Genomic DNA, 17,980 nt, shown 5'->3' on the forward strand with positions numbered 1-17,980 from the left:
CTAACTGCTCCCATGGCGATAGGGAGCAAAGATCTCCAATAGCCAGTCGATAAAGGCTTGCGCCTTAAGCGGGCGCTCGTTGGCCTTGGGCGTCAGCACATAATAGGCATAGGGGCTGATAAATGATGTCGATAAGGGGATCACCAGGCTGCCTTCGGCCAACTCCTTTTCGATAAAGAAGCGCGGGATCAAGGCCAGTCCCATTCCGCTCACCGCGGCCTGGCTCAGCATATAGAAGTGCTCCATGCCGAGCATCTTGTCTGTGGTCAGGTTCAAGCCCACCTCGTCGGCCCACAAGGCCCAAAGTCCTGGTCGCGTAGTGTGCTTGAGCAGTGTCATCTGGTTAATATCTTCAAGGGTGTGTATCTGTTTGGCCAGCTGCCGGGAGCACACCAGACAAAGATCTTCATCCATGAGTTTTAGTACATGACAATGGCGTGGCCGCGCTGTGGCGCTGCGGATCGCTACATCATATTTATCTTGAGTAAAGTCGACCTGGAAGTCACCGATGGAGAGATCCACATAGAGGTGAGGGTGGCGGGCCTTAAACTCCTCTAGCCTTGGGATCAACCAGTTAATAGTGAGGCTGGGTAATACATTGATTGAAAGCGCCTGCGCCAGGACAGGCTGTGAGATCAATTCCTGAGTGGATTGACTGATACTCTGTAGGGCACTGCTAATGTGCCGTAGGTAGCGCTCCCCTTCAGGGGTGAGACACAAGTGTTTGTGCTGGCGCTGAAACAGGCTGACATTAAGGTAGGTTTCTAGGCTTTTTATCTGTTTACTGATAGCGCCATGGGTGACGAAGAGTTCCTCACCGGCACGGGTAAAGCTTAAATGTCTGGCCGCCGCTTCGAAAGCCCGTAGTGCATTGAGGGGAGGTAGCGTTAATGGTGTCATTGTTTATCTGTGAGTTTATTTCACGCACTGTTGAGGATAACTCCTTTGCCAAACGCTTGCAAAGGGCGTTTAATAGCCGCCAATTCATTTTACATTTGACCCAGAATTGTTATGTCTCTCGAGCTCAGTTACGAAATCTTAGCCCTGCTGTTTGCCGTGGCGGCCCTTGCGGGTTTTATCGATGCCATTGCCGGTGGCGGCGGATTGATCACTATCCCCGCGCTCATGTGGGCTGGTTTGCCGCCCACGGCGGCGTTGGCGACCAATAAACTGCAGGCCTGTGGCGGCAGCTTTTTTGCCAGTTTTTATTTTGTGCGTAAGGGGATGGTGAATCTCGGGCAGATGAAGCTGGCGATTGCCTGCGCCTTTGTGGGCTCAGCGTTAGGCACCATAGCAGTGCAGTTGATTGATACCAGTGTGCTCAAGCTGTTGCTGCCTTTCTTGATTCTAGCTATTGGCAGTTACTTTCTTTTTTCCAAGAAAATCAGCGAAGAGGATAAGCAGCAAGTACTGACGCCCTCAGTATTTGGATTTACGGCCGCGCTTGGGGTGGGGTTTTATGATGGTTTCTTCGGGCCGGGGACGGGCAGTTTCTTTGCCTTGGCCTTTGTGTCGCTGGCGGGATACGGGCTGGCAAAGGCTACGGCTCATGCCAAGGTGCTGAACTTCTCAACCAATATAGCCTCATTGATCTTCTTTGCCTTGGGCGGCAAGGTGCTCTGGTTGCTGGGTGGCATCATGTTGCTAGGGCAGGCTATAGGGGCGACCTTAGGCTCGCGTATGGTGCTGACTAAGGGCAGTAAGATCATTCGTCCTCTGGTGGTGACCATGTCGATAGCCATGAGTGCCAAGCTGCTGATGGAGCAATATTTCTGATCCGCTGTTAGATGGACTGTCACTGATCCTATCAAGAACCCTTTAGCTTGCCTGGCTCTGTATTTCGTCTGACTTTTGTGTAGAATGGCCGAGGATTTGATTTAATCATATTACATTTCAGTAATATGCATAGCCAGGGATGTCAGGATGGCCGGTCGTCTAAACAGGGTTGTTTATGTCGCGCTCACACTTTGTTTGAGCCTGCTCAGCGTACTTCAGGGCGCTTATTGCAAGGAAGCTGAGCGCAAGCTTGGTCAATACCAGATCACCATGAGTACAGTTTTTGCCTATGGTGATAACCAACAAGTCGTCAATCGCGCAAGGGCCTTGCTTGATTATCGCGATGGCGCTAACGCCGCCGATCTCTCTATCACTCCTCAAATGTTGCAGTATCAAGATCATCGTTATCGATTCAGGGTCAACAGTTTCGATGATGCAGGTTCTGCAGCAAAACTCGGCGCGATAATTCGACAAGGGATGCTCCTCAGCCGTGAAGGCCAACAGCCGCCAGCGCTGACATTTAAAGCGCAACAAGCCTGGCAAGCCTATAACGACAGACAAGGCGATAAGGTAAGGGCGGCACTAGCGCCTCTGTTATCACTGTTTCATTTAAGCCCTGTCATCGCTCAAGCTAATACGCCCGAGTCGGGCGGGGTTATTGCGCCTGTGTTAGGTGAATTTACCGATTGGCATGTGGAGGAGAGAGAGGGAGAGCTGACGACGGCTAGCCTGCTCAATGCCTATCAGCAAGCGGGAGTGGCATACCGGCGTTTTGGCCGCTTAACCTATCATCACCAAACCGGCCTGCTCGATAAGCTCTTGCTCGTTGAGCAAAAACGCCTTGGCGAAAAGCTAGAGACACGTCGCTGGGTGATGGCCCCCAAGGACAGTCTCTATGTCAGCAGTATGCTGTGGCAGGACGAAGGCGATATTGATTATGATGAACCGGATGACAGCCTGTATGAGATCACTCCTTTAGCCAAGACCCCTGATGACCCAGATGGCTCGGCGTCTATGATGGCGCAGGCTCAGGGGATCATGTCTGCCGGCTGGGGAGGTGATGATATTGAGCTACGTTATATTCACGGTTTAGTGCCGGGCGACTACGCCACCTCGGTAGCATACAGCAACATTGAGTTGATCGACTGGCAAGAGCGGGTCATCGATTTGCCGCTTTGGGTTCATAGCAGTAGCGGTGCCCGGGCATTTGGCGGCGTGGTGAGCTCGCAGCTCAACTTATTACCGCTAGGCTGGGGCGAGAGCAAAACCAAACTCGACGAGCTTGAGCATATTCGCGCCGATCTGCGCCTGACACCGATAAAACGTGTGAGTAAATCGCTCCCCTGGCAGCAGTTACTGAGCGCTCCCTACCGCTATGGGGACTCGACTCTTACCTTAGAAGCGATGAACACCACAGGGCGCTATCGCCTGTCGGTGACGAGTCGCGGTAACTATGATCTCTCTCCAAATTTCAATGGTCTTATTGGTCAGTTGCGCTTGGAAAACATGGTCTATCATGGGCCTGAATGGCTCTCTATGACCGAGCAGATGCTGCTTGATGAGTTATTTACCCTTGAGCCGCCGCCAACCGTCTATATTTTGCAGCTGGCACAGACGCCAAAAAGCCTTGAGCTGTTACATCTTGAGTCGTTGGTCGACGCCCAGATCAGCCGCAGCGTCAAGTTTGTGCGTCAGTCTGAGTATGACGCCAACCTCGAAAATCCCCCGATGCAACTTTCAGAGCAAACTGCATCTAAGCCCAAGCCATCTGGCAAGTTGACACCAAGGGATGGATTAAGCCAACTGACAACGGTATCGCTCAGCGGACACGATCTCTTTATCCCCTTGCCAACGGCGCTGGCCAACTGGTGTCAGCCTGAAATTACTCAAGGTTTCAATGAGGGGGAGATGCCCGTCGTATGGCGTCTTGTCAACGATGGCCAGGGGCAGAGCGCCTATCTACTGACCACAGAGGATGATACCCGGCACTACTTTTACGACCAACAAGTGGCGGGCACCATTCGTTGTCAGGGAGAACCTAAGTGGCATGAGATTTTGATAAAACCTGGCGAGCGTCCCTGGTTGGTGGATCTCTCGGCGCTTGTTTCACACACGGGCGGGGACTCTCAGGAGCCGATGAACTTGAGATCTTTGCTGATCACTGATGCCAGTGGTAGGCGTCTTAACCCGCGTCTGCCCAAGGGGAGTCAGGGAGATACACTGGAAAGTGCCCTGATTGATGGGCGTTGGTTGAGTGTCGATGGCGCCGCGCGCCGCGCCGCTTACCTTGAGGTGAGTCATAAGCCGCTGACGATTCCTTACCAATTTCATTTTAAGCCATTGCCCTAGGAGATGAAGATGAGACCTGCTCTCCTGTTCGCGATCGGTTGTTTTACCCTAATCCTTGGCGACGTCCAGGCCAATATCTGGTTGGATGATGATTGGCAGCCCACCCAAGATAAGCAACAAGCCAGTTTCTATTTGAAAAACGCAATTGAGCCTAAAGCGGGGCGCTTTCGTTTCGAGCCCTATTATCTTGGTAGCGATATCATGCAATTTAGCGGCACCTTGAGCGGTGAGTCGCTAAGTGATAACGCCCATCCCGTGGGGGCTTATCGCTTCTTTGCCAAAGATGGCACCTTGGTGGAGCAAGGTGAGTTTAATTCCCAGGGGCAGCGTCAGGGATTGGTAAAGATCTATGATGGCGCCGGCAAACTCAATTGTGATTGCCAGTTTGATAAGGGAATACGTCAGGGGCTGCAACGGGAATACTATGGTGATGGTCGGCTCAAACGTGAGCTGGTATTACATCAGGGTGAGCCCATTGAGCAAGAGAAGGTCTATTCACCGATGGGCCACTTAGTGCGTGAGCTCTGTCATACCGGGTTGTGCAGTGACCGTTTTTATGACAAGCAAGGTCGGCTTACCATGGAAAGCCAAAAACGAGATGGGCTTAAGCATGGGGTCGAAACCTTTTGGCGAGATGGCCAGATGGAGGTCACTCAGGCTTATCTTGATGGCAAGCAAGATGGCGACTATTTTGCCTATTTTCCAAATGGTCAGATTAAACAGCACCATAGGTGGCAAAACGACTTCAAGGTAGGCGAGCAGCTGAACTACTTCGAAGATGGCCGCCTGGCGAAACGAGAAATCCTCGATGGCCGTGGGCGAACCCTGAGCTTGGTCGAGTATCGAGAAAACGGCGATCGATATCGGGAGGCCGAATACGATTACAGCGCCGATGGCGATGTTCAGGAGGTCAGACGTTTTTATCATAGAGGCTCGCTGAGCAAGCAACTAGAGAAGCGTAAGCTGAGTCAGTGGCGCCTAGTGACCCAATATCATGACGGAAAAGTGATTGGTCGGGAGGAGACCCAGGCCGGCAAGCTGACAGGATTAAAAATCGCCGCCAAGTTGGATCGTAAAGAGAAGCTTGCCTGGCTAGAGAAGATCCACTATCGAGACGGGCTGCGTCATGGGCCAGCCGAGAAGCGCGGCGGCGATAATAGTTTGTTCTATCAAGGTGAGTATGCCTTAGATAAGCCGGTTGGCGATTGGCAGATGCAGACTCGCGAGATGCGCACTTGGTGTCACTATAACGCCCAAGGCCAGCTTGATGGCGAATACCTGTCATTGGGTGAGTCAGATCAGGTGCTGGAACGGATCAATTATCAAGATGGAGAGCCTGCAGGAAGGTTCGAGCGTTTCTATGCCGATGGCGAGATCTACCAGCAGGGGCAGTATGTCAATGGTCAGCGCGAAGGCAAATGGATAGTGGTTCAAGAAGGTGATTATTCGCCTCAGCCTAAGCCTCATCGAACCTATTGGCAGGGGGAGTACCGCGCGGGTAAACAGGTTGGCCGCTGGGAAAGACGCTCGGCCAAAGGGTATGGATTGGCCATCGCTCAGTATGATAGTGAGGGGCGAAGGCATGGCATTCAATATGATTTTTACGCCGACGGCGCCCTGCGCCAGCGCAGTGAATATCGTCATGATCAGCTGATGAGTGAAACGCAGCCCGCAAGGCCCTATCGCTCGCTACAAGCACAAATCTTCGCTCTTTATCGTTAAACCGTCAGACAGATACTAGCTGACAGCGCAGCGCTATGGCTGCGCCGTCAAGGAAATGATTTTTATAGGTACAAGGAAGCTTGAATGAACCTTTCCCGCCCGATCCTCTCTGCGTTGTTGGCAGGCGTCAGCCTTAGTGCAACAGTCTTTATCACTTGCCCGGTTGAAGCCAGTCAGAAGCTGTCGACCCTGATGGTGGAGATTCGCCAGCAGGAGGGCATTGCCACTTATTACAATTTGGCCACAGGTATGGCGCTCAATGGCCAGGTGACCCTAGTGCGTGACAATCAGGGGTATACCTTAGGGGAGTTTTCCCAAGGCGTGCCTAATGGGCGCTGGCTGGTCTATTTGCCCAACAATCAAAAGCTTGTCGAGGGTGAATACCTCAACGGTTTGCAAACAGGGCGTTGGCAACTGTTTTCCAACACTGGTGAGTTAAGTGAAGAGCAGTTTTACATCAAGGGCGTGCCGAGCGGCGACTGGAGCCAATATGATGATCTGGGCAACCTCTATCAGAAGAGTGTCTATGAGGCCGGGGCTAAGACTCAGGTGCTGCGTTACTTTGCCAGTGGTAAATTGCAGGCCAAAGAAACCTATGTGGACCATTTGCGTCACGGGATCTGGGAAACCTATCATGGCAATGGCGTCTTGGCTCAGCGTCAGCAATACGCCAACAATCAGATCTCAGGCCCTTATCTTGCGCAAAACAGTCAAGGTCAGGTGTTAGAGGAGGGCCGTTTCGATGCCAACGGTGAGCGCCAGGGTCGATGGCAGACTTTTTATGATGATGGCACACCAGAGCGAGATGAACATTATGAGGCCGGTCGCCTCGAGGGCGAGAGCCTGAGCTACTATCCTAACGGCCAGCTGTCGCTTAAGGGACAATATGCCAACGATATGCGCCAGGGACGATTACTGCATTACAGCGATACCGGAGTGAAGCTTGAAGAGGAACATTATCTCGATGGCGATCATCATGGTGTGCAGCGCTACTTTAACCGCGCTGGCGTATTGGTCAGTGAGCTCAATTACAAGGCGGGCCAGCAGGCGGGTGTTCAAAAGACCTATTACGATAACGGTAAGCCCAAGAAGGTGATTCGCTATCATGATGAACTGCTTGCCGATAATGGCCAGTATCCCCTGCACGGAATGCAGCAGCGTTTTGACGAGGCAGGGCAGCTTATCGCGACTGAGCACTATCAGATGGGGCTGAAAGAGGGCGAGTTTACCACCTATCGTCAAGGGCGTTTACAGCATCAGCAGCAGTGGCAGCAGGGAGAGCGTCATGGGGACTTCATCAGCTACTATGACAATGGCAACCTGCGTAGTCTGGATCAATATCAGGCCAACCAGCAAACTGGCAAGGCTGAGCGATATTATGAAGATGGAACCCCCAAGGAGCGCGGCACACGTATCCAGGGGCAATGGGTAGGCCTATATGAGTCCTTCTATGAAACGGGGAAACCACGAGAGCGACTTCACTATAGCGACGAGAAAAGTGCCAGCAGCGAGCGTTTCCCGCTAGATGGTCAATTTTCCCGTTGGTATGCCAATGGCGATCTCAATGAAGAGGGGTTGTACCATAAAGGCGAAAAACAGGGGGGATGGCGCCAGTACCGCCAGGGACTCGTCAGTCGGGAGATGACGTTCGCGGCCGGCAAACTCAACGGCCCTTACAGCGAGTATGATAATGGTCGTCGCAGGGTCACGGGCCATTATCAAAATAATCGCAAACAGGGGTTGTGGACCGAGTATCGCTTTCAGGAGAAAGATCCCAGTTTTGGAGCGATCCCCGAGGGTAACATCTACCGCACCAGTCATTATCACCTGGATAAACTCGAGGGCGAGCGGCGCTATTTCAGTTTCAAGCAAGTTTGTTACCGCAGCGAGCAGTATGTGGCAGGCGAGTTGACAGGCCCCTACAGCGAGTATTACCCAAGCAATGGTCAACTCAAGCGCCAAGGCACTATGGTGCAGGGACGTCAGACCGGACTGTGGCAGAGCTGGTTTGAAGATGGTGTCTTGTCTGAAAGTGCCGAGTATCTGGATGGCAAGCTACAGGGAGAAGTTGCCAAGTACTACGCCAATGGTCAACTTAAGCAGAAGTCTCTGTACCAAAAGGATAAGTTAAGCGGCGAGCAGTATAGCTACTTCCAGACGGGTAAGCCCAAGACCAAGGAGATGTGGTTGGATGGTCTGCGTGAAGGCGAGGCCAGCTATTTTCATGCTAATGGTAAGCAGGCCGAGCAAGGCACTTTTCTGCGCTCACGCAAAGAGGGGTTATGGCGCACCTACTGGCCCACTGGCGAGCTGCGCAGCGAGGGCAGCTATATCGCCGATAGGCAGGCCGGTGACTGGGCCTTCTATGATCAATTCGGCAAGCTGATCAAGACGGAGCATCACTAGGTGAGGGGGAATTACGTGCCACATATCCAAAGGACGCTGGAACAGAACAATTCGAGCAAAGCTGGAACAAGAATTCTAGCTTTGCTCGAAAAAATTGGAGCCGGGATAAGATGAAGTCAGGCGTTAAGCTTATCTCCCCGGCGTTCTTGGCCTTGCTGTTATCCGGCTGTCATCAGGCGCCTCAACTGCCCATAGATGAGCAGCTACTTACGTCTATCGAGTGCAGCAAGCAGCAGATTTACGGGATCTGGGTCGAGACTGACTGCCTTACAGGCTATCGCGGCAAGCCCTTTAGCGGCATAGCGACTCGGGGCGAGTTGGCGACTTACTTTGGCGCTACTCAGTATCTTGAGGGTAAACGTCACGGATTTAGCTTCTCGGCCAATGGGCGTCGTATCCTGTCCCAGGGTTGGTATCGTCAAGGAATAAGAGAGGGTGAACACTTAGACTATTATGAGCAAAGCCAGCGAGCGAAACGTCAGGCCATCTACAAGAATGGTGAGGAACAGGCGATCGCCCTGTTCGATGAGACTGGCATCATAGAAAGTTATCGCCGCCTAGAGGGTGATAAGACAGTCGAGTCCATCATCTATGAGCAGGGACGCCCCTGGACGCACATCTTCTTTCAGGATGGCGAGCAGCGTGAGCGCCTGCGTCACTATTTTCCAGATGGCAGCTTGGCTAGCGACGCCCTGTTTCGTAAACAGGATCTTAAGCTGCTCAGCGAGATCACCTTCTATGCCAGCGGCAGAGTAAAGACGCGCTATGCCTATGATAGGAAGAGCGATCTGGCCACGCAGCAGACCTACTGGCCAAACGGTCGCCTACAATCGCAGCAGCAATATGGCTTCGATCCGCTTATCGTACGCCACGGTGAGCAGCGCAGTTTCTGTCAGTCTAGCGGTGCGCTGGAGGAGCTCGCCCACTATGAGATGGGGGTCGAGCATGGGCGATTCGAATGGTATCACTGCAGTGGTCAGCTGATGAATGCCAAGGAGTTTCGACAGGGGGTCATGGTGGATACTCAGGTGAAGACCTTCGATGATTCGGGCAACTTGATTAAGCGTGAGCGGTTCGACGGCAAGGGGAAATTACTCGAGGCGTTTTATTTTAACGCTGCCGGTCAGCAGATCTATTATGAGCGTCCTTGATCAAGGTCCTGTTTTGTTATCTAAGGGAAAGGTAATATAGCGGTCTTATTTTTCGTCAGATTCGATGCGAGACATTAACGCCCGTGACGCGCAAGCCAGATAGCACCATCGCCATGTTGCAGTTAATCGAACAGGTAAAACAGACCATGCCGCTCGATGATCCTGAGACCTTTGCCTGTGGCCCAAAGGGGGACTGCATAGGTTGTCCTAAGAAGTTGCTTGAGCTGGTGGACAGTGAAATGCGCTATTGGGAAAGCGCCATTGAGCGGGGAGAAAGACCATTGCTTGGCGAGCTTAGCCGTTTTGCCAAGTTATGCCGCAATGTTCATCGAGGCCTGGCGCGTAGCGGCACCCTGGAGCGATACCAAGCTACGCAGACAAAGCGGTCTGACGAATCCCATAATTAACTTGCTCTGGGTCATCTTTACTTTTCAATAGCCTATGGCTACTTTTGATTTTCTTTCATGCCAATTCCATCGAGGGTATAGCCAAAGGTTATAACTAAATGGCAGCCTCAGGGTTTAAATTATTAGCAGGCGACCCGAGATTATAGGCATAGGGTTAAACCCATGTCGGGCCTAACCTCATTTATTCGATAAGGAAGCAGTATGGCAAACCAATATATTCCCCCGAAAGTTTGGGTTATGGACAGCGAAAATGGTGGTACCTGGGCCAGTATCAATCGGCCCGAAGCCGGGGCAAGGCACGAGCAGGCTTTGCCGGTTGGCAAACATGACTTGCAGCTCTACTCGTTGGCGACGCCCAATGGTCAGAAGGTCACTATCATGCTCGAAGAGCTGTTGGCGCTGGGCGTTGAAGGTGCCGAATATGATGCCCATCTCATTCAGATTGGTGAGGGGGATCAGTTTTCATCAGGTTTTGTGGCGGTTAATCCTAACTCTAAGATCCCAGCATTAGTAGATACGAGCGGGGAGACGCCAGTTAATGTGTTTGAGTCCGGGGCCATCTTGCTCTACTTGGCAGAGAAGTTTGGCCATTTCCTCCCAAGTGACCATGTTGCGCGAACTCAGGTGCTCAACTGGCTGTTCTGGCTTCAGGGTTCGGCTCCCTATTTGGGCGGTGGTTTCGGTCATTTCTATGCTTACGCGCCGGAAAAGTTTGAATACCCGATCAACCGATTCACCATGGAGGTTAAACGTCAGCTAGACCTGCTTGATAAACAGCTGGCCAAGCAGGCTTATATCGCTGGCGATGAATACTCGATTGCGGATATGGCGATCTGGCCATGGTACGGTAACCTGGTGTTGGGCCAAGCCTATGACGCTGCCGAGTTTCTCGATGTCGATGCCTATAAGCATGTAAAACGCTGGGCGCAGCAGATCGCGGCAAGACCTGCGGTGCAGCGTGGCCGTATTGTTAATCGCAACTGGGGCGAGCCTTGGGAGCTGTTGGCTGAGCGTCATCAAGCTGAAGATATCGATGCTGTGCTGGCGTTAAAGCCTGAATAGGTCTAACGGACTAACTCAATTCCTGTTTCAGCACTGATTAAGTATTTTAAGCATGACCCGCCCTGTTGGCGGGTCTTTTTGTACTTAGTCTTGACGCTGAACGTCACTTTACACACAAGCGGCCAGAGGAAGGGAGAAGCGCATTGCCTATCTAAGTGACATTTCTTACTATAGCTAACATCAGATACTTAGCTATCCTCCTCATTTCTAAACGAGAAAAGATGAAATTTATCCATACCTCAGACTGGCATATCGGTCGTCAGCTGCATAATCAGAGCCTGCTTGATGATCAGCGTCATGTGCTTTCTCAAATCGTCTCACTCGCTAAGACCCATGAGGTCGATGCCCTGATTGTCGCCGGAGATATCTATGACCGCTCCGTGCCGCCCGCCAATGCGGTAGCCCTACTCGATGAGGTGCTCAACGAGCTGATTGCCTTGGGAATCAAAGTGATCATGATTGCGGGTAACCATGATGGCCATGAGCGTCTGGGCTTTGCGGCGCGGCAGATGCAGAGTAGTGGTCTCCATATCGTCGGCCCGCTGACAGCTGAGAACAGCCCAATCCATTTAGGCTCAGCCAGCGGTGATGCCGTGTTCTATCCTCTGCCTTACGCCGAACCCGCGACCGTCAGGCAGCAGTTGGACTGCCAGGTCAGTACTCATGAGGAGGCGATGGCCGAGCTGCTGGCTCAGGTGCATCAAGATGACAGTCAGGGACTACCCAAGGTGGTGATTGCTCACTGTTTTCTCGATGGTGGTAGCGAATCTGAATCTGAGCGTCCCCTGAGCATAGGGGGGGCGGATAAGATCTCTCCCAAACTCTTCGAGGGATTTGACTATACCGCCCTGGGGCATCTGCATGGCCCACAATATAAGGGCGCTGAGCAGATACGTTATTCAGGCTCCATCCTCAAATACTCCTTCAGCGAGCAGCATCAAAATAAGTCGGTGACTTTAGTTGAGCTTGCTCAAGGTGAGACCAGTATCAGTTTGTTACCCCTTGAGCCACTGCGGGATGTGCGCATTCTCGAAGGGGCGTTGGATGAGTTGTTGGCCCAAGGCGTCAAGGATCCCGGCCGCGAGGATTATCTGATGGTGAGGCTACTGGATAAGCACGCCATCTTAGATGCCATGGGCAAATTGAGAAATGTCTATCCTAACGTGCTGCATCTCGAGCGTACCGGACTGATGGCAGCTAACGAGCAACTGGCCATTGCCTCAGATCATATCAAGAAGGGTGAGCTTGAGATGTTTAAAGATTTCTTTACTCAGGTATCGGGCGAGCCGATGAGTGAGGCGCAGCTTGAGCTAATCACCCAAACCTTGGATGAGCTGCACAAAGGGGAGGAAGGCAGATGAGACCACTGCGACTGACCATGACCGCCTTTGGCCCCTTCGCCGATGAGCAGACCATTGATTTTAATGCCCTGGGCAGCAATCCGCTATTTTTGATCAACGGCCCGACCGGCGCCGGTAAGACGACGATTCTTGATGCCATCTGTTTTGCGCTTTACGGCAAGACGACGGGAGATGAGCGTGAAGGCACCCAGATGCGCTGCGACATGGCCGATAGCCAGCGTCTGACTCAGGTAAGCTTCGAGTTTGAGCTTGGCACTAACCGTTATCTGATCCGCCGCGTCCCTGAACAGTCCAGAGCCAAGAAGAGTGGCGATGGGGTGACGCAGCAAAAGAGCGAGGCGCAGCTGAGTCAATTCGATGCCGATGGCAAGGAGACCCTGCTGGTGGCGGCTAAGGTGTCCGATGCTACCGCGCAGATAGAGCAACTCACTGGGTTGGATGTGGATCAGTTTCGTCAGGTGATGGTGCTGCCTCAAGGTAAATTTCGTGAGCTGCTGATGGCCGATTCCAAGGCCAGAGAGAAAATTTTTAGCCAGCTGTTTCAGACTCACATCTACCGCAGAATCGAAGATAAGCTTAAGCAGCAGGCGGCGGGGATCCGCAAAGAGGTGGAGGCGATGCGCAATCGCCGCTCGGGCATATTGGAAGGCGCCGAGCTTGAGTCTGATCAGGCACTGCTTGACGAACAAACACGCCTCGCCCCCGAGTTGCAAAAGGCCGAGTCGGATAAACTTGCCCGAGAAAAGGCGCTGCTTGAGGCCAATCAACAACTGGATAAGGGGATGAAACTCCAGGCTGATTTTAATCGCTTGCAGGCCTTGCAACAGGAGGGCGAAGAGCTTAAAACCCGCCAGGCTGAGGCCACTTTGTGGCAACAGCGTCTGCAAGCGGCGCAGCGGGCAAATAACTTAAGCCCTCTATATCAGGCGATGCAATCACGTTTGGGTGAGCAACAGGCGGCGACTAAGCTGCGTGACGAGCGCCAGCAGACGCAGCAGACTGCCCTGCAGGCATTGACGCAGAGCCAGCAAGCCTTCGAACAGCTCGGTGAGCTTGAAGCGCAACAGTTGAGTCAACAGCAGAGGCTGACTCAACTCGAGGCGCTAGCGCCGCAGCTGGAGCAGCTAACTCAGTTGAGTCAGCGTCTGACCGAGCTTCAGGGCAAGATGCAGGCGGCCGAAACCAGTGGTAAGCAGAGCGCACAGCAACTTGAAGCGCTCAAGCAGGCGCGCCAGGAGATGCTTGGGCGGCGCGAGCAGCTTAAACGAGAGGCCGAGCCGCAGCTCAGTTTGCAACAATCTCTTAATGATGCCCGAATCCAGCTTAAGGTGTTTGAGCGCTGGCAACAGCAGCAACATGAGATAGCGGCCATTGGACATAAGCTGGAGGCGGCAAAGGCCGCAGGCAGTGAACTGGCCGGCAAGCATAAGCAGGCTGAAGATGCCCATAAACGCCTGGAGCTGAGCTGGCATCGCGGTCAGGCGGCGCGTCTTGCCGCCGAGTTATCGCCAGGTGAACCTTGCCCGGTTTGCGGCAGTGTTGAGCATCCTGAGCCCGCTCAGGGCGAGTTTGATTTACCATCGGATGAAGCGCTGGCCGAGGCCAAACAACAGGAGTTGGACGCGCTGAATCAGCTGCATCAGGCGCGCAGTGACTTTAAACTGCTCAAGCAGTCGCTACAGACCCAGCAGCAGAGCGCGGAGCAATTGCAGCAGGAGCTTGGGCAGGCGGCCGATTTGTCCCTTGAGCAACTGCAGACGCGGCTAACCGAACTCAATGAGGCCTTCGAGAAGGCCAAGGCGGCGCAAGCATCGCTTGTTCAGTTAGAGACTCAGCTTGAGATCAGCGAGCAGCAGGGAAGAGAGTTACAGACAGGCCTGGATGAGGCGCGCGCTCATTATGGCAAGCTGGCCGAGCAACAGGCCAGTGATAAGGGACAATATCAGCAGATTAGCGCGGCCATTCCGAAAGAATTTAGCGACGCGGCGGCAGTAAGTCAGGCCATTGCAGAGCTGGGCGCTAGCCTCACCGCGCTTAAATCGCGCCAGCAGTCGATAAGGGCGAATCACGCTAAGGCTGAGCAGGACAAGGCCGCCGCGCAGGCCTCACTCGATGCCGCCAGTTCTCGTGTTGTTGAGGTTAGTGCTGCTGCCGAGCAGGAGCGCCAGCGTTTCGAACAGGCGCTTGAGGCTTCCGAATTTGATAGCGTTGCCGCATTTGAACAGGCCAGTTTGAGTGAGTCTGAGCAGGCCGAACTGGCGCAGCAGATCAAGGCTTTCGAGCAGGCACAGATCACCCATCAGGCTAACCTGGCGCAGTTAACTCAGGTGCTCGCAGATTGCGAGATGCCAAATATTACTCAGCTAGAGCAGCATAAGGTGGACGCCGAGCAGGCGATGCAAACTGCCTTGGGGCTTTGGCAGACGATAAGTGGCAGAGCGCGCCAATTGGCCCAGACTCAAGAGCAGCTCAAGGCGCTTGATACCAAGGCCCAGGCGCTCGAGCAGCAATATGCCGTAGTGGGTACATTGGCCGATGTGGCCAACGGCAATACGGGCAACAAGCTCAGCCTGCAACGTTTCGTGCTCAGTGTGCTGCTCGACGATGTCTTGCTCGAGGCCAGCCACAGATTGCAGCTAATGAGTAAGGGGCGTTATCGACTGCTACGTAAGGAGGAGCGTGCCAAGGGCAACAAGGCTTCTGGGCTGGAGTTAGAAGTAGAGGATGCCTACACGGCCAAGGTACGCGCCGTGGCGACCCTAAGCGGTGGTGAGAGCTTTATGGCGGCCTTGTCGATGGCGCTGGGATTGTCGGATGTGGTTCAGGCCTATGCCGGCGGGATTAAACTCGATACCCTGTTTATCGACGAAGGTTTTGGCAGCCTGGATCAGGACTCACTGGAGCTGGCCATCAGAACTTTGATGGATTTGCAGTCGGCGGGGCGTATGGTTGGGGTGATCTCCCACGTGACCGAGATGAAGGAGCAGATCGCCAGTCGCATCGATATTCATAAAAGTGCCAATGGCAGCGAGATTAAATTAGTTTTACCTTAAGATTAAAAGGTGCTGATCTTGATTGGGATTTCAGCACCTTTTTAGTATTTTTGCCTGTTTGCACGCCTAAAACCTCAGTTTATTCCATTAAATTGTGTTGTTGATCAGTTTGTAATTGTCGTTATTTTTGATATAACTTGGCATCGGCCCCATTGTTTATGGGGTTTTTGGGCTCTAATGATAAGCATAATAATGAAAGATGAGGCACAGGTTGCGCGCAGGTAAAATTTATTTTTTGAGCATGTCTCAATCTCGTATCATGGCGTTACCTTCGCCACATAAAAAAATCTTGCTTGCAGCAGGCTTGGTATTGGGCGCCGCCGTGTTATGGCCTACGCAGCAGCAGACCCTTCCGCAACGCATTCCGGTTGCCCTGGATATTGAATCTTTGGTGACTAATCTGCAAAAGAGTGATGAAGTGGTTGAAATTGCCACTCATCCCGATTTTGTCAAAACTATCGTAACTGGCGATACCTTAAGCGGCTTGTTTGTTGAGGCCAATGTCGATCAGCAGACCATGTATAGGGTGCTTGAGGCCGACCTGAATATTTTGGCGCTGGATACCTTAAAGCCCGGTAATATTATCCGTTTCTGGCTCGATGACTCAGGCGAGCTCGAGAAGCTTGAACTCTATTTTAGCGCTGCGCGCCAAGTGGTGTTTAGTCGTTACGAGGAGGGGGGCTTTAGTGTCGAAGAGATCAATGTTGAAGGGATATGGCAAAACCGGGCCTTGAGCGGTGAGATCCACGGCTCTTTCTACCTGTCGGCGCAACGTATCGGCCTCAATGCCGGTGAGATCCAGCGGATCGAATCTCTGCTCAAAGAGAAGCTCAATTTTGCCCGGGATCTGCGCGCCGGCGATAAGTTTGCTGTGCTCAAGAGCGATCAATATATCGATGGTGAAGCGACGGGAAATAGCGATATTCTTGGGGTCCATATACAGCGTGGCCGCAGTGACATCAACGCCTATCAAAACAGTGACGGCAACTTCTATGACGAACAGGGACGCAGTCTGGCCAGGGCTTTCCAGCGTGTGCCTTTACTCAAGAACTACCGCATTAGTTCACGCTATAACCGCCATCGCCACCATCCTGTGACCGGGCGCACCGCGCCGCATAATGGCACAGATTTCGCCACGCCCATCGGCACTAAGGTGGTCGCGCCAGGTGATGGTATCGTGTCTTTGGTGACCGACCATAGATATGCGGGTAAATATGTGGTGATCGATCATGGTAATAAGTATCGCACCCGCTATCTGCATCTATCTAAGGCGTTAGTGCATAAGGGGCAGCGTGTGTCTCGCGGTCAGGTGATAGCCCTGTCGGGCAAGACGGGCCGTATTACGGGTCCGCATCTGCACTATGAGTTTCATGTCAACGGCCGCCCAGTCGATCCTATGAAGGCCAATATTCCGATGGCGAGCAAGTTGTCGACCAAGCAGATGAACGAGTTTGCTCAGCTGGTTAAGGTGCGCCAGATGATGATGGGCCAGAGCTAGTTCAGAGAGTTAGCTACCAGTAATAAAAAACGCCACATGATGTGGCGTTTTTTATGGGTTTTCGGCGGCTTCCAGATCTAACATGGTGAGCCAGAGCCTGAGATCAAACTCCAGCTGATGATAATCGCCTTCCATATGACAACAGAGCTGATAGAAAGCTTTGTTGTGATCTTTCTCTTTTAGGTGTGCCAGTTCGTGTACCACTACCATGCGCAGCAAAGGTTCTGGCAATTGCTTGAGCCTGGCCGCTATGCGGATCTCATTTTTCGACTTGGTCTTGCCGCCATGGTTTTTGGCTATATAGGAATGTAAGCCCAAGGCCTGTTTCTTGAGGGTGAGCTTGTCATCAAAAATCACCTTGCTCAGCGGCGACGATTTCTTGAGATAGCGATTTTTGAAGGCCATGGTGTAATCATACAGGGCCTTGTCGCTGCGGATATCGTGTCCATCGGGGTAACGCCGCTCAAGTACAGCTCTTAAGCGTTTATTCTCGATAAGCTCATAGACTTGACTAAGCAGTTCGGCGCGATAGCCTTGAAGGTAGGGGAGAGAAACCATAATAGCAAACCGGGCGCCTGGCACCCGGTGAGTCTTAGCTGTGTCTTAATCGTTCTTGGCAAAGATGCACTTGTTTTGGTAGCAATAGGCCACCTCAAAGGCACTTTTTTGAAAGCGTTTCAGATCCAGACCGTCGAAATCGACCATAGGTGGATTGCGCTTAAGCTGCTCTTTGATGTTGACCGGCGAGATCAGGTGTACCGGCAGACCGCATAGCTGAATGGCCGCTTCCATCTTAAAGCTGGTGGCACTACCGGCCAGTTTGCCTTTCTGCTCGCGTTCGATGATGACCACTTCGTCGACCTTGTAATCTTCCATCAGCTTGCTAAAGGCAAAGTGAAACTCTTTAATCGACTCAGTCTTAGCCGAATTGGAGATAGTCAGCGAGCGAGAACGGCAATCAGGGACGTTAAAGGTCTCACCTTCATAGCTCAACAAACAGATGATGGCTTCGCCACCTTTTAACTCAACGCCACAAACTCTCATGATAACCCTAATATAAAAAAACCAATGGCGGCTATTGTAACCTTAATTGACCGGATTGAGCACTAGTTGTTGCGGGAAAATCGCCACGGGGGATGCTTTGCTGGCCTCACGGAAGCTTAGAGGAGAGTCGGATAAAAAGGCAGAGATAAAA

Annotated in this window: 13 protein-coding genes; 10 read left to right on the forward strand and 3 right to left on the reverse strand. The window is 52.5% G+C overall.

What is annotated here, in order from left to right; all coding sequences use genetic code 11:
* The gene (gene gcvA, locus L2712_RS11190; RefSeq protein ID WP_248977822.1) at nt 1-900 is read right to left on the reverse strand and encodes a transcriptional regulator GcvA; all 900 of its coding nucleotides are present in this window, start codon (nt 898-900) and stop codon (nt 1-3) included.
* A 111-nt stretch (nt 901-1,011) separates the two neighbouring features.
* Between gcvA and L2712_RS11195 the strand changes: the two genes are divergently transcribed.
* The 10 genes from L2712_RS11195 (at nt 1,012) to L2712_RS11240 (ending at nt 16,785) form a co-directional block, all read left to right on the forward strand.
* On the forward strand, nt 1,012-1,776 hold the full coding sequence (locus L2712_RS11195; RefSeq protein WP_248977823.1) for a TSUP family transporter: 765 nt from the start codon (nt 1,012-1,014) through the stop codon (nt 1,774-1,776).
* 147 nt (nt 1,777-1,923) lie between these two features.
* Nucleotides 1,924-4,125 (forward strand): hypothetical protein, encoded by a 2,202-nt coding sequence (locus tag L2712_RS11200; RefSeq protein ID WP_248977824.1) that lies wholly within the window; start codon nt 1,924-1,926, stop codon nt 4,123-4,125.
* Nucleotides 4,126-4,134: 9 nt separating this feature from the next.
* Nucleotides 4,135-5,847, forward strand: a complete 1,713-nt coding sequence (locus L2712_RS11205) for a toxin-antitoxin system YwqK family antitoxin (protein ID WP_248977825.1) — start codon at nt 4,135-4,137, stop codon at nt 5,845-5,847.
* A gap of 84 nt (nt 5,848-5,931) precedes the next feature.
* The gene (locus L2712_RS11210) at nt 5,932-8,253 is read left to right on the forward strand and encodes a toxin-antitoxin system YwqK family antitoxin (protein WP_248977826.1); all 2,322 of its coding nucleotides are present in this window, start codon (nt 5,932-5,934) and stop codon (nt 8,251-8,253) included.
* 110 nt (nt 8,254-8,363) lie between these two features.
* Nucleotides 8,364-9,404 (forward strand): toxin-antitoxin system YwqK family antitoxin, encoded by a 1,041-nt coding sequence (locus L2712_RS11215; protein WP_248977827.1) that lies wholly within the window; start codon nt 8,364-8,366, stop codon nt 9,402-9,404.
* Nucleotides 9,405-9,487: 83 nt separating this feature from the next.
* Nucleotides 9,488-9,811, forward strand: coding sequence for a hypothetical protein (locus L2712_RS11220; RefSeq protein WP_232479518.1), 324 nt, complete (start codon nt 9,488-9,490; stop codon nt 9,809-9,811).
* A 201-nt stretch (nt 9,812-10,012) separates the two neighbouring features.
* Nucleotides 10,013-10,873: a glutathione-dependent disulfide-bond oxidoreductase gene (yghU, locus tag L2712_RS11225; protein ID WP_248977828.1), complete on the forward strand. Its 861-nt coding sequence runs from the start codon at nt 10,013-10,015 to the stop codon at nt 10,871-10,873.
* Between the two features lie 221 nt (nt 10,874-11,094).
* Entirely contained in the window at nt 11,095-12,234 is a 1,140-nt protein-coding gene (locus L2712_RS11230) for an exonuclease SbcCD subunit D (RefSeq protein WP_248977829.1), read from the forward strand.
* Nucleotides 12,231-15,287, forward strand: coding sequence for an AAA family ATPase (locus L2712_RS11235; protein WP_248977830.1), 3,057 nt, complete (start codon nt 12,231-12,233; stop codon nt 15,285-15,287). The genes L2712_RS11230 and L2712_RS11235 overlap by 4 nt, the downstream gene beginning before the upstream one ends.
* 241 nt (nt 15,288-15,528) lie before the next feature.
* Nucleotides 15,529-16,785 (forward strand): peptidoglycan DD-metalloendopeptidase family protein, encoded by a 1,257-nt coding sequence (locus tag L2712_RS11240; RefSeq protein ID WP_033537790.1) that lies wholly within the window; start codon nt 15,529-15,531, stop codon nt 16,783-16,785.
* Nucleotides 16,786-16,836: 51 nt separating this feature from the next.
* Here L2712_RS11240 and L2712_RS11245 read toward each other — a convergent pair whose 3' ends face one another.
* Nucleotides 16,837-17,343, reverse strand: coding sequence for a M48 metallopeptidase family protein (locus L2712_RS11245; RefSeq protein WP_033537711.1), 507 nt, complete (start codon nt 17,341-17,343; stop codon nt 16,837-16,839).
* Nucleotides 17,344-17,388: 45 nt separating this feature from the next.
* A complete protein-coding gene (locus L2712_RS11250; protein ID WP_033537712.1) occupies nt 17,389-17,829 on the reverse strand; it encodes a DUF3010 family protein in 441 nt (146 codons plus the stop codon).
* Nucleotides 17,830-17,980 lie beyond the last annotated feature (151 nt).

Origin of the sequence: Shewanella marisflavi, assembly GCF_023283925.1 — a bacterium.
Taxonomy (GTDB): Bacteria; Pseudomonadota; Gammaproteobacteria; order Enterobacterales; family Shewanellaceae; genus Shewanella; species Shewanella marisflavi.

Excerpts from the sequence above, each read along its gene's own strand:
- gcvA (WP_248977822.1), bottom strand. The coding sequence starts at position 900 with ATGACACCATTAACGCTACCTCCCCTCAATGCACTACGGGCTTTCGAA.
- L2712_RS11195 (WP_248977823.1), top strand. The coding sequence starts at position 1,012 with ATGTCTCTCGAGCTCAGTTACGAAATCTTAGCCCTGCTGTTTGCCGTG.
- L2712_RS11200 (WP_248977824.1), top strand. The coding sequence starts at position 1,924 with ATGGCCGGTCGTCTAAACAGGGTTGTTTATGTCGCGCTCACACTTTGT.
- L2712_RS11205 (WP_248977825.1), top strand. The coding sequence starts at position 4,135 with ATGAGACCTGCTCTCCTGTTCGCGATCGGTTGTTTTACCCTAATCCTT.
- L2712_RS11210 (WP_248977826.1), top strand. The coding sequence starts at position 5,932 with ATGAACCTTTCCCGCCCGATCCTCTCTGCGTTGTTGGCAGGCGTCAGC.
- L2712_RS11215 (WP_248977827.1), top strand. The coding sequence starts at position 8,364 with ATGAAGTCAGGCGTTAAGCTTATCTCCCCGGCGTTCTTGGCCTTGCTG.
- yghU (WP_248977828.1), top strand. The coding sequence starts at position 10,013 with ATGGCAAACCAATATATTCCCCCGAAAGTTTGGGTTATGGACAGCGAA.
- L2712_RS11230 (WP_248977829.1), top strand. The coding sequence starts at position 11,095 with ATGAAATTTATCCATACCTCAGACTGGCATATCGGTCGTCAGCTGCAT.
- L2712_RS11235 (WP_248977830.1), top strand. The coding sequence starts at position 12,231 with ATGAGACCACTGCGACTGACCATGACCGCCTTTGGCCCCTTCGCCGAT.
- L2712_RS11240 (WP_033537790.1), top strand. The coding sequence starts at position 15,529 with ATGTCTCAATCTCGTATCATGGCGTTACCTTCGCCACATAAAAAAATC.
- L2712_RS11245 (WP_033537711.1), bottom strand. The coding sequence starts at position 17,343 with ATGGTTTCTCTCCCCTACCTTCAAGGCTATCGCGCCGAACTGCTTAGT.
- L2712_RS11250 (WP_033537712.1), bottom strand. The coding sequence starts at position 17,829 with ATGAGAGTTTGTGGCGTTGAGTTAAAAGGTGGCGAAGCCATCATCTGT.